This is a genomic window from Pseudaminobacter sp. Soil_N_29, from assembly GCF_057656055.1.
Genome location: NZ_JBDGLC010000010.1, coordinates 110,930 through 124,443 on the forward strand (window position 1 = coordinate 110,930; position 13,514 = coordinate 124,443).

Here is a 13,514-nt window from a genome sequence, read left to right on the forward strand (position 1 = left end):
CGGCAGCCTTGACGACGGCCAGATAGCCTTCTTCCAGCGACTTGCGGGCAAGCGGCTGCAGGCGAAGGTCACGATTACTGTCGATGATCTGCATCGCCGACATGGAGGAATCACGCACGTTGTTATCTCCGGGCCAATACTGCATGAGGTCGATGAAGGCCTGTAGATCGGTGAGATTATACGTATCGACGGGGTGGTCGCCGATCAATTCGATGAAGACCTCGAGGCGAGCGCGGGCCGTCTTGATGTCCTTGGCCCCTTTCGGTCCACTCCTGAGTCTCCGCTTTTCAAGGTACTCCTCCATCATTTCGCTGAGACGCGGCAGATTTGACGGCTTGCGCGCCACCGTCCTGCGATCCAGCTTGAAAGCGGGGATCAGCTTGCCGTTCTCGTCCAGCGCCAACTGAGGCGGCTTCTCGATGGCGGGCAAAACCGGAACAGGAACGGCGGCAGGTTCAGGGGCGATAGCGGCGGCCGAAGCGGACTCGGAAGAGAGGGGGCCGAACTTGGCGAGAGCCGCCTGCTTCAGCAACTCGGCATTGCTGACGATAAGGTCGTTGTACGGCTCGCCGTCCTCTTGTTTCCGAAGTTCCTGATGCAGGCCGACAAGATCGCGCAGCCCGGCTGTCTTCTGCAATTCTTCGGAGGTGGCGGGAGTATCAGGGCGATCGATCATCCGGAGATAGGCTTTCAGTTCGCCGCGCACTTCCACGAGCGTTTCGGCGGTAGCTTCGCGAGCCATCTCCTGATCAGTATCCTTGCCGCTCTCTGCGGGCTCCATCATCCGTCGCATCCTTATTCTGTCGAACAGCAGCCTCGCCCGCGCGGCAAGCAGATCGGCAAGCAACCGCGCACGTCTCTGGGGGCATGCACCAAGACTCAGCCGGACGGGAGGGCCTGAGCGCCCGCCGCCAAGGTTCTTCGGCAGCTTAATCTGGAAAATGTAAACGGTACCTGATCTGGCAAGATAAGGCCCCGGCCCACGTCCTACCAACTTGTCTCGATTCGTGGCCTCAGTGCCGCCATTCACAGGCTCCAGCGATACCCCAAGGTGTACCCGGCGCGATACCCGCATGTATTTCCATCCCCGGAAAGCCGCAGGCGAACGGGAACTTTAGGAAGAAAACCAAGGATTTACGGGTAATTGGCGGAGAGTGGCTCAACCAATGGCGGAGAGGGAGGGATTCGAACCCCCGATGCCCTTGCGAGCATGCCGCATTTCGAGTGCGGTGCATTCAACCACTCTGCCACCTCTCCGCGTCGTGGTTGGCCAGCTTGCTGGCGCGGCGCACTAGATAACGAGTCGCGATCGATCGCACAAGGCCTCTCGCGCACTTATTTGTGGCTTACCTTGACTTGCCCCGGTCGTTCGGTTACACGCGCACAGTTCCGCCATGGGCCTTGCCCGACGTGGGACGTGTATGAACCCCGCAGACTGACAAAAAGACGGCTCGAACGCGTCGAGCGTTCCTTGAAGCCGGACCGAACAGCGAAAGGCAAAAAATGTTCGCAGTCATCAAAACGGGTGGCAAGCAGTATCGCGTTGCCGCCAATGACGTCATCACGGTCGGCAAGATCGCCGGCAATGCTGGCGACATCATCGAAATCACCGAAGTCCTCGCCGTGGGCGAGGGCGAGAACGCCTCGATCGGCGCGCCCTTCGTTGAAGGCGCCACCGTGGCCGTGGAAGTGGTCGAGCAGGGCCGCGCCGCCACCGTCATCGCGTTCAAGAAGCGTCGCCGCCAGAATTCGCGTCGCAAGCGCGGCCACCGTCAGCACGAGACCGTCATCCGGATTTCGGAAATCCTGACGGGTGGCGCGAAGCCGACGAAGAAGGCTGCCGCCGAAACGGAAGCCGCCGAAAAGCCCGCCAAGAAGGCCGCGCCGAAGAAGGCTGCAGCCGCGGCGGAAAACGAGTAAGTTCGAGGACTGAAGGAGTAGACCAATGGCACATAAGAAAGCTGGCGGTTCGTCGCGCAACGGTCGCGATTCGGAATCCAAGCGCCTCGGCGTGAAGAAGTTCGGCGGCGAAGCCGTCATTCCGGGCAACATCATCATCCGCCAACGCGGCACCAAGTGGCATCCGGGCGCCAATGTCGGCATGGGCACCGACCACACCCTCTTTGCGCTCGAAGCCGGTGCAGTTGCTTTCCGCAAGAAAGCCAACGGCCGAACCTACGTATCGGTGAATCCGTTTACCGAAGCCGCGGAATAGCCGGATCCGCACCACAACACCGGCGCCCCATCTCGGGACCGGTGTCTGGTAGAATCCAGAAAAAGGATCAGGGGAGATGGGTCGCCAGCTCCCCTTTTTCTTTTGTCTGGAGGAATATTGGACATGGTTGCCGAAGCGGATGACTTCGAAGACGAAAGTCTGAGCATAGATTGCCCGGTGCTTGTCACCGAACGGCTGGTGCTGCGCCCGCCGCATGAAGACGACACCTCCGAGCTGATCGCGCTGGCGAACAATCCGCGCGTGGCCGAGATGCTGTCGCGGATGCCCTATCCCTACGGCGACGCCGAGGCGCGCTCCTTTCTCAACAGTGCCGCGCAGCCGCGCAGCACCGGGGCAGTCTATGCGGTCGCACTCGCGGAAACGGGCGCCTTCGTCGGGTGCGCGGGGCTGAACGCCACGGATCGCGGCCTGGAGCTGGGCTACTGGATCGGCGAACCCTACTGGCGGCGTGGTTATGCGACCGAGGCCGCGCATGCGCTGGTCGACCTCGCCTTCCGGGCCACGACCATCAATGTGCTGCACGTTTCCTGCCGGGTCATCAATCCGGCCTCGCGGCGCGTCATCCACAAGTGCGGCTTCCAGTATGCCGGCCAGGGCATGCTGAACTCCATCGTCGCAGGCAGGGTGCCTGTGGAGCGCTATCGCCTCGACCGCAAGGCTTGGGTGAGCCTCAGGACATGGGCGCGACTTTGAGCAAAGACGTACGCCAAGTATCAACGCCGGCCACGGCGGTCATGCATATGAAGGAAGACGAGCGGCCGGTCCGCCGGCCGCTCACTCCAGCTCGAACCAGACCGGCAGATGATCCGAGCCGGTTGCGGATGCGTCGATCCAGCTTCGCCTGACGCTGGCTGAAAGGCTTGCGTGGACGAAGGCGAAATCGATCAGCCTATTCTGTTCCGGCTTGTCGTCGTCGATCCAGCTTATCGCGCCTTCTTGCGCGCCGTCGGCGAGCGAAAAGACGTCGACGGGATGATGAGCCACGATCTGGCGGCCCTCGACGGTGTCGATCTCGCCGGTCATCAGGGTGTACTCGGGCGATCCCTGCACCATGTTGAAATCGCCCATCAGAACAAATTCTTCCGGGCACGGCAGCTCGGGAAACCCGTATTCGGCCGAGCCGGTAATGGCGCCGCCCTCAATCGGATAGGCAAAGACACGCTCCTTCAGATGGCGAATCTGGGCCGAGCGCTCCTCGTGATTGAGGTGATCGAGATGAACCGAATAGACGCGCAGCGGCCCGGACGGGGCCATGACCAGCGCCTCCAGCGCCGCGCGCTGGAGATTGCCGCGGTTGAAGCGGCGCGTGCGAGGCAGAAGCAGGTTGCGCGAGGCCGCAATCGGCCAGCGCGACAGCACCATGTTGCCGAACTGGAGGCGCTTGTTGAGCGGCCGGCCGTCTTCGCCACGCAGACCGAAATCGACATCCATGGCCGGGCCGTAGACATGAAACAGATCGGGCAGAAGTTCGGCGAGACCGGCCACGAGATCGGCGCCGCCATTGCGCGGAAAATTGCGTGTCACCTCCTGCAGCGCGATGATGTCGGCGCCTTGCAGGCTCGCCGCAATGCGCCCGAGATCGTAGTTGCCGTCGCGGCCGATGCCATACTGGATGTTGTATGTGACCAGTTTCATGCCCATCTCTCACCCTCTCCGATTGCGCGAAGCCTCAAACCTGCACTCGCCCTCGTGCGTTCTTTGCGCTAGAGCAGTCCCACACATTAGATAGCAGCGAAAATCTTGTTCCGATGAAATTCCTCGACCAGGCCAAAGTCTATATCCGCTCCGGCGACGGGGGCGCCGGCTCCGTCTCGTTCCGCCGGGAAAAATTCATCGAGTTCGGCGGCCCGGACGGCGGCGATGGCGGTCGCGGCGGCGATGTCTGGATCGAGGCGGTCGACGGCCTGAACACTCTGATCGACTATCGCTACCAGCAGCATTTCCGCGCCAAGACCGGCGTGCACGGCATGGGCCGCAACCGCACCGGCGCCAAGGGCGCCGACGTGGTGATGAAGGTGCCGGTCGGCACCCAGGCCTATGAAGAAGACAATGAGACGCTGATCTGCGACCTCACCGAAGTGGGCCAGCGCTTTCGCCTGGCGGCGGGCGGCAATGGCGGCTTCGGCAACCAGCATTTCAAGACCTCGACCAACCAGGCACCGCGCCGCGCCAACCCCGGCCTGCCGGGCGAGGAACGCACCATCTGGCTCCGGCTGAAGCTGATCGCCGATGCCGGGCTCGTCGGCCTGCCCAATGCCGGCAAGTCGACCTTCCTGGCGGCCGTCACCGCGGCCAAGCCCAAGATTGCCGACTATCCATTCACCACGCTGTATCCGGGCCTCGGGGTGGCGCGGGTCGACGCGCGCGAATTCGTCATCGCCGACATTCCCGGCCTGATCGAGGGCGCACATCAGGGCGTCGGCATCGGCGACCGCTTCCTCGGCCATGTCGAGCGCACGCGCGTGCTGCTGCATCTGGTGTCGGCGCAGGAGGAAAGTCCGGGCAAGGCCTACAAGACCGTGCGCAAGGAACTGGAAGCCTATGGCCACGGCCTTGCCGACAAGCCGGAAATCGTGGCGCTGAGCCAGGTCGACACGCTTGATGCGGATGCCCGCAAGAAGAAGCTCGCCTCGCTGAAGCGTGCGACGGGGACGGCGCCTTTCATTCTCTCGGCAGTGAGCGGCGAAGGCGTCGAGGCGGTGCTGCGCGCATTGATGGCGGAGATTCATGCGGCACGGGTGGAAGAAGCGCCGAGCGAGCCTGACGAGCGGTGGGTCAGGTAGAAGCCATGAGCCTGCAATCCCTGAAGAACTACCGCCGCATCACCGTCAAGATCGGCTCGGCCCTGCTGGTCGACCGTTCGGCCGGCCTGAAACGTGACTGGCTGGCTTCGATCAGCGACGACATCGCCGCCCTTGCGGCAGGCGGCGCCGAGGTACTGGTCGTTTCCTCGGGCGCCATCGCGCTTGGCCGCACCATTCTGGGCCTGGGCAAGCGCGCGCTGAAGCTGGAGGAAAGCCAGGCCGCGGCCGCCGCCGGCCAGATCGCTCTTGCGGGCGCATGGTCGGACGAGCTCGGCCGCAACGGCCTGAAGTCGGGCCAGGTGCTGGTGACGCTCGGCGACACCGAGGAGCGCCGCCGCTATCTCAATGCGCGCGCCACCATCTCGACCCTGCTCAAGATGAAGGCCGTGCCGGTCATCAACGAGAACGACACGGTGGCCACCAGCGAAATCCGCTATGGCGACAATGATCGCCTGGCCGCGCGCGTCGCAACCATGATGGGCGCCGACCTGCTCGTGCTGCTTTCCGACATCGACGGCCTCTACACCGCCCCCCCTGCCCGCGACCCGAATGCGAAATTCATTCCGCTGGTCGAACGGATCACGCCCGACATCGAGGCGATGGCTGGGGCTGCGGCCTCCGAACTGTCGCGCGGCGGCATGCGGACGAAGCTCGATGCCGGCAAGATCGCCACGGCCGCGGGAACGGCGATGATCATCACCTCCGGCACGCGGCTCAACCCGCTCAGCGCCATCGACCGCGGCGAGCGGGCCACGTTCTTCCAGCCCAGCGCCAATCCGGTGAAGGGCTACAAGACCTGGATCGCAGGGCAGCTCGAGCCTGCCGGCAGGCTGGTCGTGGATGCTGGCGCGGTTCGCGCCCTACTGTCGGGAAAATCGCTGCTGCCTGCCGGTGTGACGGTGGTGGACGGCAATTTCTCGCGCGGCGACACGGTGGCGATCGTCAGTCCGGCGGGACGCGAGATCGCGCGCGGCCTTGTTGCCTACGATGCCGCCGATGCCGTAAGGATCGCGGGACTGAAAACCGACGAAATCGCCGGCGTGCTTGGCTATGAGGCGCGTTCGGCTATGATTCATCGCGACGATCTAGTGGTAAGCCACAGCGAGCCGGCGGAAACGACGCAGTCGGGAGGTTGAGCCATGCAGGTGGCACATGAGAAATCCCGGGAGGACACCGCCTCCCTGATGGCCGAACTTGGCCGCAAGGCGCGTGCGGCCGCGCGGCCGCTTGCCATTGCAAGCGCCGAGCGCAAGCATGCGGCGCTGGTCGCCATGGCCGATGCTCTCGTTCGCGGCGAGGAAAAGATCCTCGCAGCCAACGCAATCGACATGAAGAACGGCGCGGAAGCGGGGCTCAGCGCCTCCTTGATGGATCGGCTCAAGCTTGATCCCAAGCGCGTCCGCGACATCGCAAACGGCGTCCGCGCGATTGCCGAACTCAAGGACCCGGTGGGCGAGGTGACGGCCGAGTGGGATCGTCCCAACGGTCTCCACATCGAGCGCGTGCGCACGCCGCTCGGCGTCATCGGCGTCATCTACGAGAGCCGCCCCAATGTGACGGCCGACGCCGGCGCGCTCTGCCTCAAGGCCGGCAACCCGGTCATTCTGCGCGGCGGCTCGGACTCGCTGAATTCGTCAGCGGCCATTCACGCCTGCCTGGTCGAGGGCCTGCGCGCCGCCGGCCTGCCGGAAGACGCGATCCAGCTGGTGCCGACCACCGACCGCGCCGCCGTCGGCGAGATGCTCAAAGGTCTGTCGGGCAATCTCGACGTGATCGTGCCGCGCGGCGGCAGAAGCCTGGTGGAGCGCGTGCAGAACGAGGCACGCGTGCCGGTCTTCGCCCATCTCGAGGGCATCTGCCATCTCTATATCGACAAGTCGGCCGACCTCGACATGGCGAAAAAGATCGCCGTCAACGCCAAGATGCGCCGCACCGGCATATGCGGTGCCACCGAGACGCTGCTGGTCGACCGGGCCGTTGCGGGCACGCATCTGGTGCCGGTGCTTGAGGCGCTGCGTCAGGCCGGCTGCGAAATCCATGCCGACGAAGACGTGCTGAAGGCCTTCTCCGACGCCAAGCCGGCGACCGACGCCGACTGGGTGACGGAATATCTCGATGCCATCATCTCGGTGAAGCTGGTGGACGGCGTTGCCGGCGCCATCGACCACATCGAAACCTATTCTTCGCATCATACCGAGGCAATTGTTGCCGAGGATGCCGCGGCAGTTGAGCGATTCTTCAACGAAATCGACTCGGCAATCCTGCTGCACAACGCCTCGACCCAGTTCGCCGACGGCGGCGAGTTCGGCATGGGCGCGGAGATCGGCATCGCCACCGGCAAGATGCATGCGCGCGGTCCGGTCGGCGTCGAGCAGCTCACCTCCTTCAAGTACCGCGTGCGCGGATCGGGGCAGGTGCGGCCGTGATCGCGGGGCCGTTTTACCCTCCCCCTTGCGGAGAGGGTCGGCAGACGAATGTCGCGAAGCGTCATTCGGAAGCAGGGGTGGGGGTGGAAACCAGTTGCCCACCTCCGACCTGACCCAGCCGGCACCCCCACCACGCTCCGCTTCGCGGATCGACCCTCCCCGCAAGGGGGAGGATGACAGCGTTGCGCCGAAATATCTGCGCATGCCGCATGTCGAAAAGGGCATGCAGGTCGGCCTGTTCGGCGGCTCGTTCAACCCGCCCCATCGCGGCCATGCGCTGGTGGCCGAGATCGCGATGCGCCGGCTGCGTCTCGACCAGCTCTGGTGGATCATCACTCCGGGGAACCCGTTGAAAGACACGCGCGAGCTGGCGCCGCTCGCCGAACGTATTCGCCTTTCGGAAGCGATGGCGCGCGATCCGCGCATGAAGGTGACGGCTTTCGAGGCGACATATCACATGCGCTACACCGCCGACACGCTGGCGCTGATCAAGGCGCGCAACCCCGGCGTCGATTTCGTGTGGATCATGGGCGCCGACAATCTGCGGAGCTTCCATCGCTGGCAGCGCTGGCGCCAGATCGTCATGACGTTCCCCATCGCGGTCATCGATCGGCCGGGCTCGACCCTGTCCTTCCTGTCATCGGTGGTGGCAAAGACCTTCGGCTATGCCCGGGTGGACGAGGCGGATGCACCACGCCTGGCCAGGATGCGGGCGCCCGCGTGGACCTTCATCCACGGGCGTCGTTCGCTCCTGTCTTCCACCGCCATTCGCAACGGCTCCAAGCGCTGAACGCCAGCTTGTTTCCCATCTTGATTCAATGAGCGTCCGAGCCTTGAAACCACAATACGACTCTGCATATCTATTGATTGTCCTGCGATGCCCGCGGGACTTTTTGGTTGTTCCTGTTCGGAAGGAAAGACACTGAGAACAGCACTCAGCAAGAAGGCAAATGTCATGCCTTCACTGGCCGGGATGGACGGAAGCGATGCCGTGTCCCGTGCCCTCAAAGCAGTCCTTGCCAGTCTGGAAGACTCCAAGGCCGAAAACATCGTCTCCATCGACCTTCACGGTAAATCGAGCCTCGCCGACCACATGGTTGTGGCATCGGGTCGTTCGCACCGTCATGTCGCGGCGGTGGCCGATCATCTCCTCAAGGCGCTCAAGGATGCCGGACTGGGCACCCCGCGCATCGAGGGCCTGGCGGCAGCCGATTGGGTATTGATCGACTCGGGCGATATCATCGTCCACGTCTTCCGTCCCGAAGTCCGCGACTTCTACAATCTGGAAAAGATGTGGCAGGCGCCGGGCCTCGAGGAAGAAACGGTCCACTAGAGAAGGAAGGAAAGGTGTAAGAACCTTCCAACATCTCGCTCTGGAGCATTTGGCAGCCAAGCGGAATCGCTTGGCCTCCCAGAATGCGGCCAAACAAGAAGAGAGAGCGGAGCAGGACATCCGTCAGGATGCCGCCGCTCTCGCGAGAACATGTCGCGGCTGGATAGGCTATCCGGCCGTCGCGCGTCACGCGCCATTCCGATGGTCGGAGCAGGATGAAGATCGCCATACAAGCCGTGGGCCGGATGAAGGCCGGTCCCGACAAGGAACTGGCCGACCGCTATCTCGACCGCTTCGCCAAGAGCGGGCCCGCGATCGGGCTAGAGTTTGCGGGCGTCACCGAAACGCCGGAAAGCCGGGCGCAGGCCGTCAACGAGCGCAAGCGCGAGGAGGCCCAGAAGCTGCAGGCGCAGCTCGCCTCCGGCGCTGCCCTGGTGCTTCTGGACGAGCGCGGCAAGAACATCTCCTCGGAGGATCTTGCCGAGCGGATCGGCCGCCTGCGCGATGGCGGCCAGAAGAACCTCGTCATCGCCATCGGCGGGCCGGACGGCCATGATGCCGCACTTCGCGAGCGCGCAGAGCTGACGCTTTCCTTCGGCGCGCTGACCTGGCCGCATCAGCTCGTGCGCATCATGCTGGCCGAACAGCTCTATCGCGTCTCGACCATCCTTTCGGGCCATCCCTACCATCGGGCTTGACCCGCCGCGATTTCCAGTCCGGCGACGGGCGGCGCAACATGGTTGATTGTTCGTTAACGAACGAGCCGCTAAGGTCGAGTTGAAATTTGCGGCGTGGCGGAATGCATCGAATGGTCAAAGGAGCGGGCGTTGGGCGGACATGCCTGGGCATGTCTGTCGCGTTCGCGCTTGCCGTATCGGCAACCTGCGCGCGGGCCGAAGACACTTCCGCCATCCTGGCCAGCCACGCCGAGCGGCAGGCCGAATACGAGCAGGTCTCGCGCGACATGAGCCTCTCGGCCGAGCGTCTGGATACGCTGGTTGCAGAGATCGCCAAGGTCAAGAAGGACTACGCCAGCATCACCGCAGCGCTCATCCAGTCGGCCAAGACGGAGAAGAAGCTCAGCCAGGACATCGACGACATCACCGGGCGGCTGGAAGGGCTGAAGGAACAGAAGGAAGCAATTCGGCTTTCGCTGGCGGCGCGGCGCGGCGTGCTCGCCGAAGTTCTGGGCGCGCTGCAGCGCATGGGCCTCAACCCTCCCCCTGCCATCCTGGTCAAGCCCGAGGACGCGCTGTCTTCCGTTCGCAGCGCCATCCTGCTCGGGGCCGTGGTGCCGGAGTTGCGCGCCGAAACTGAGATCCTGATGACCGACATGAAGGAGATGCAGCGGGTTACGGCTTCCATCGAGGCGGAAAGGCAACGCCTGCTGGCTTCGGTCGCCGAGCAGCTGACGGAGAAAAAGCGGCTCGGTCTGCTGCTGGAGGAGAAGCAGCGCCTGCATGGCGAGACCGAAACCGCGCTGGCCGAGGAACAGACCAGATCGCAGGAGCTTGCCGCCCGCGCCAAAAGCCTGAAGGACCTGATCGCCTCGCTTGAAACCCAGGCGGAAAACAGCCGCCGCAACCATGCGGCCGCCAGGCAGGCGGCAGAGCGCAGGCTGGCACAGGAAGCCGAACTGGCGGCATTGCCAGACGCCAACCGGCTCCTGGCCTCGGCGCCGTTCTCGGCCTTGCGCGGCCGGATCGCCTTGCCGGTGATCGGCCGGATCACCCGGCATTTCGGGGCGCACGACGATAACGGCGGCGTGATGCTCGGCGACACGGTTGCGACACAATCGGGAGCCATCGTCACGGCGCCAGCCGATGGAACCGTCTTGTACGCGGGACCCTTTCGCTCATATGGACAACTCTTGATCCTGAATGCAGGCGACGGTTATCATGTCGTTCTTGCGGGCATGAGCAGAATCAGCGTCTCACAGGGACAGTCCGTCCTCGCAGGCGAACCGATCGGAGCGATGGGGGAAACCAGGGTGGCGAGCACCTCTGAGCCTCCCAATGGAAACACTGTTTCGGAGCTCTATGTAGAGTTCCGTAAGGATGGAAAACCCGTCGATCCGACCCCATGGTGGTCGGAGCGGCTTTCGGGAAGGACAGGAAATGATACGTAAATTGTCGCTTCTGTTAGCCGGAGCGCTGATGGGCGCATCCGCCATGACCCTAGTCTATGGCGTGCCCAGCTCGACGGCAAATGCGGCGGGGTCTGACACCTATCGCCAGCTTGCGATTTTCGGCGACATCTTCGAGCGCGTGCGCGCCCAATATGTGACCCCGCCGGATGAGAAATCCCTCGTGGAGAGCGCCATCAACGGCATGCTCACCTCGCTCGACCCGCATTCGTCCTACATGAACGCGGAAGCGGCCAAGGACATGCGCGTCCAGACCAAGGGTGAATTCGGTGGCCTCGGCATCGAAGTCACCATGGAGAACGATCTGGTCAAGGTGATCACGCCGATCGACGACACGCCTGCGGCCAAGGCCGGCGTGCTGGCTGGCGACTTCATTGCCAAGATCGACGGCGAGGAAGTGCGCGGCATGACGCTGAACGACGCCGTGGAGAAGATGCGCGGCCTCGTCAACACGCCCATCAAGCTGACGATCCTGCGGCAGGGCGCCGACAAGCCGATCGACCTGACGATCATGCGCGACATCATCAAGGTCAAGGCGGTGAAGTTCCGCGTCGAGAACGACGTCGGCTACATGAAGATCACCTCCTTCACCGAAAAGACCTTCGACGACCTGCAGAACGCGATCGAGCAGATCAAGAAGCAGGTGCCGAACGAGAAGCTCAAGGGCTACATCCTCGACCTGAGGCTCAACCCGGGCGGCCTGCTCGACCAGGCGGTGAGCGTTTCCGACACCTTCCTCGATCGCGGCGAGATCGTTTCGACCCGCGGCCGCGACCCGAAGGACATCACCCGCTACGATGCCCGCTCGGGCGACATGACCGACGGCAAGCCGCTCATCGTGCTCATCAATGGCGGTTCGGCGAGCGCTTCGGAAATCGTCGCCGGCGCGCTGCAGGATCACCGCCGCGCGACCGTGCTCGGCACGCAGTCCTTCGGCAAGGGATCGGTGCAGACGATCATCCCGCTGGCTGAAAGCGGTGCACTGCGGCTGACGACGGCGCTCTATTACACGCCTTCGGGCAAGTCGATCCAGGGCAAGGGCATCACGCCCGACGTCAAGGTCGACCAGCCGCTGCCGGACGAGCTCAAGGGACGTGACGTGACGCGCGGCGAGTCCGAACTCAAGGGGCACATCAAGGGTGTCGAAGAGAACGACGAAGGCTCGGGCTCGGCTGCCTATGTGCCGCCGGAAGCAAAGGACGACATCCAGCTCAACTACGCGCTGGACCTGATGCGCGGCACCAAGACCGATCCGGCCTTCCCGCCGAACCCCGACAAGGCGGTACTGAACCAGCAGTAAGGGCTGAGCCCCGATCTAAGCGGGGCAACCGCCACAGGGCAAAGCCTTCTAACTCCGCCGGAATTCCACCGGCGGAGTTTTCCAGCAACACACCTTCCCTCCGGCCTCGAGGATGCGGCTTGTCGCCAGTGCAGAAGGACATCGATCGCCCACTTGGACAGAATGCCCCCGGCCCCCGGAGGGGAACTCGCGGATATTCCGTCCGTGCCGGGACGGTACTGACGGGGTTGGCGGCATTGGCGATCGTCGCCGCATCGAGCGCGATCGCCTTTCGCGAAAAACCCTTCCGCAATCCGGCGCCGATCACCGTTTCGAAGCCTGAGATGGCCATGCCGGTTGAACAGGCGGCGCTGGAAGAACGGCCCAAGGTCGAAAGCCCCTCGATCATCCATGTCAGCCCACCGAGCGGTTCGGCTGGCAATGTCGTCGTCATCCACGACCCGTCCGGCATCGGCCAGGATCCGCGCGTCGCCCATCTGCCGGACCGTGACCTGATTGAGCAAAGCGAAGCCGGCCCGCTGCCGGCGCGGGCCGCCGACGGCAGGCGGCCGTTCGACGTCTATGCGCGGCCTTGGTCGGGCGCGCGCGGCGCGCGGGTGGCAATCGTCATCGGCGGGCTGGGCCTGTCGCAGACGGGCACCCAGCAGGCGATAGCCAAGCTGCCGCCGGAGGTCACCCTTGCCTTCGCGCCGCACGGCAACAGCATCGGCCGCTGGATGCAGGAGGGGCGCCGGCAGGGCCACGAGATCGTGATGCAGGTGCCGCTGGAGCCGTTCGACTACCCGAACGTCAATCCCGGCCGCAACACGCTGACGGTTTCCGCGTCCGCAGCCGAGAACCTGAAGAACCTGCACTGGGTTCTGTCGCGCACCACCAACTATACGGGTGTGATGAACTATATGGGCGCACGCTTCGCCGCCGATCCGGCCGCCATGGGGCCGTTCATGGCCGAACTCGGCAAACGCGGCCTGCTTTACCTGGACGACGGTTCCTCTGCACGCAGCCTCGCGCCGGAACTGGCCCTGAAGGACGGCGTTCCCTTCGCCTCGGGCGACGCGATCATCGATCAGGCGGGCGACCGCGACACGATCCTGAAGAAGCTCGACCAGCTGGAAAGCATCGCGCGCGCCAAGGGTTTTGCCATCGGCACCGGCTCCGCCTTCGACGTCACGGTGGACGCCATTGCGCAATGGGTCGCAGAGGCCAGGCAGCGCGGCATAGAGATCGTGCCCGTGTCGGCACTCGCCAACGATCCCGAAAAGGGCTGAA

The 13,514-nt window shown here is 64.0% G+C and carries 13 protein-coding genes, 1 tRNA gene and 1 pseudogene; 13 read left to right on the forward strand and 2 right to left on the reverse strand.

Annotated elements, in window-relative coordinates; all coding sequences use genetic code 11:
- Positions 1–595 precede the first annotated feature (595 nt).
- On the forward strand, positions 596–901 hold the full coding sequence (locus tag AC3A4H_RS20890; RefSeq protein ID WP_487768432.1) for a hypothetical protein: 306 nt from the start codon (positions 596–598) through the stop codon (positions 899–901).
- A gap of 266 nt (positions 902–1,167) precedes the next feature.
- On the opposite strand, the gene AC3A4H_RS20895 is transcribed toward AC3A4H_RS20890, so the two are convergent.
- A tRNA-Ser gene (locus tag AC3A4H_RS20895) sits at positions 1,168–1,257 on the reverse strand.
- 246 nt (positions 1,258–1,503) lie between these two features.
- Between AC3A4H_RS20895 and rplU the strand changes: the two are divergent.
- From rplU to AC3A4H_RS20910, 3 genes and pseudogenes are all read left to right on the forward strand, one after another.
- Positions 1,504–1,911, forward strand: a pseudogene (gene rplU, locus AC3A4H_RS20900) (50S ribosomal protein L21); the annotation flags it as partial.
- Positions 1,912–1,945: 34 nt separating this feature from the next.
- Positions 1,946–2,215, forward strand: coding sequence for a 50S ribosomal protein L27 (rpmA, locus tag AC3A4H_RS20905; RefSeq protein WP_348780810.1), 270 nt, complete (start codon positions 1,946–1,948; stop codon positions 2,213–2,215).
- 123 nt (positions 2,216–2,338) lie between these two features.
- On the forward strand, positions 2,339–2,929 hold the full coding sequence (locus AC3A4H_RS20910; protein WP_487768433.1) for a GNAT family N-acetyltransferase: 591 nt from the start codon (positions 2,339–2,341) through the stop codon (positions 2,927–2,929).
- A gap of 81 nt (positions 2,930–3,010) precedes the next feature.
- Here AC3A4H_RS20910 and AC3A4H_RS20915 read toward each other — a convergent pair whose 3' ends face one another.
- Positions 3,011–3,871 (reverse strand): endonuclease/exonuclease/phosphatase family protein, encoded by an 861-nt coding sequence (locus AC3A4H_RS20915; protein ID WP_487768434.1) that lies wholly within the window; start codon positions 3,869–3,871, stop codon positions 3,011–3,013.
- 113 nt (positions 3,872–3,984) lie between these two features.
- Here AC3A4H_RS20915 and obgE point away from each other — a divergent pair, with 113 nt between their 5' ends.
- The 9 genes from obgE (at position 3,985) to AC3A4H_RS20960 (ending at position 13,513) form a co-directional block, all read left to right on the forward strand.
- Positions 3,985–5,019 (forward strand): GTPase ObgE, encoded by a 1,035-nt coding sequence (obgE, locus tag AC3A4H_RS20920; protein ID WP_487768435.1) that lies wholly within the window; start codon positions 3,985–3,987, stop codon positions 5,017–5,019.
- Between the two features lie 11 nt (positions 5,020–5,030).
- Complete coding sequence (proB, locus tag AC3A4H_RS20925) at positions 5,031–6,176, forward strand: glutamate 5-kinase (protein ID WP_487768496.1); 1,146 nt, start codon at positions 5,031–5,033, stop codon at positions 6,174–6,176.
- Between the two features lie 3 nt (positions 6,177–6,179).
- A complete protein-coding gene (locus AC3A4H_RS20930; RefSeq protein ID WP_487768436.1) occupies positions 6,180–7,466 on the forward strand; it encodes a glutamate-5-semialdehyde dehydrogenase in 1,287 nt (428 codons plus the stop codon).
- Positions 7,467–7,668: 202 nt separating this feature from the next.
- Positions 7,669–8,256 carry a nicotinate-nucleotide adenylyltransferase gene (locus AC3A4H_RS20935; RefSeq protein ID WP_487768497.1) on the forward strand — a complete coding sequence of 196 codons (588 nt, stop codon included), beginning with the start codon at positions 7,669–7,671 and terminating at the stop codon, positions 8,254–8,256.
- A gap of 165 nt (positions 8,257–8,421) precedes the next feature.
- A complete protein-coding gene (rsfS, locus tag AC3A4H_RS20940) occupies positions 8,422–8,799 on the forward strand; it encodes a ribosome silencing factor (protein WP_487768437.1) in 378 nt (125 codons plus the stop codon).
- A gap of 215 nt (positions 8,800–9,014) precedes the next feature.
- Positions 9,015–9,497: a 23S rRNA (pseudouridine(1915)-N(3))-methyltransferase RlmH gene (gene rlmH / locus AC3A4H_RS20945; protein WP_487768438.1), complete on the forward strand. Its 483-nt coding sequence runs from the start codon at positions 9,015–9,017 to the stop codon at positions 9,495–9,497.
- A 149-nt stretch (positions 9,498–9,646) separates the two neighbouring features.
- Positions 9,647–10,927, forward strand: coding sequence for a murein hydrolase activator EnvC family protein (locus AC3A4H_RS20950; protein WP_487768439.1), 1,281 nt, complete (start codon positions 9,647–9,649; stop codon positions 10,925–10,927).
- Positions 10,917–12,245, forward strand: coding sequence for a S41 family peptidase (locus AC3A4H_RS20955; protein ID WP_487768440.1), 1,329 nt, complete (start codon positions 10,917–10,919; stop codon positions 12,243–12,245). Before AC3A4H_RS20950 ends, AC3A4H_RS20955 begins: the two co-directional genes overlap by 11 nt.
- Positions 12,246–12,364: 119 nt before the next feature.
- A complete protein-coding gene (locus AC3A4H_RS20960) occupies positions 12,365–13,513 on the forward strand; it encodes a divergent polysaccharide deacetylase family protein (RefSeq protein ID WP_487768441.1) in 1,149 nt (382 codons plus the stop codon).
- Position 13,514: the final 1 nt, after the last annotated feature.

Excerpts from the sequence above, each read along its gene's own strand:
- AC3A4H_RS20890 (WP_487768432.1), top strand. The coding sequence starts at position 596 with ATGCAGGCCGACAAGATCGCGCAGCCCGGCTGTCTTCTGCAATTCTTC.
- rpmA (WP_348780810.1), top strand. The coding sequence starts at position 1,946 with ATGGCACATAAGAAAGCTGGCGGTTCGTCGCGCAACGGTCGCGATTCG.
- AC3A4H_RS20910 (WP_487768433.1), top strand. The coding sequence starts at position 2,339 with ATGGTTGCCGAAGCGGATGACTTCGAAGACGAAAGTCTGAGCATAGAT.
- AC3A4H_RS20915 (WP_487768434.1), bottom strand. The coding sequence starts at position 3,871 with ATGAAACTGGTCACATACAACATCCAGTATGGCATCGGCCGCGACGGC.
- obgE (WP_487768435.1), top strand. The coding sequence starts at position 3,985 with ATGAAATTCCTCGACCAGGCCAAAGTCTATATCCGCTCCGGCGACGGG.
- AC3A4H_RS20930 (WP_487768436.1), top strand. The coding sequence starts at position 6,180 with ATGCAGGTGGCACATGAGAAATCCCGGGAGGACACCGCCTCCCTGATG.
- AC3A4H_RS20935 (WP_487768497.1), top strand. The coding sequence starts at position 7,669 with ATGCCGCATGTCGAAAAGGGCATGCAGGTCGGCCTGTTCGGCGGCTCG.
- rsfS (WP_487768437.1), top strand. The coding sequence starts at position 8,422 with ATGCCTTCACTGGCCGGGATGGACGGAAGCGATGCCGTGTCCCGTGCC.
- rlmH (WP_487768438.1), top strand. The coding sequence starts at position 9,015 with ATGAAGATCGCCATACAAGCCGTGGGCCGGATGAAGGCCGGTCCCGAC.
- AC3A4H_RS20950 (WP_487768439.1), top strand. The coding sequence starts at position 9,647 with ATGTCTGTCGCGTTCGCGCTTGCCGTATCGGCAACCTGCGCGCGGGCC.
- AC3A4H_RS20955 (WP_487768440.1), top strand. The coding sequence starts at position 10,917 with ATGATACGTAAATTGTCGCTTCTGTTAGCCGGAGCGCTGATGGGCGCA.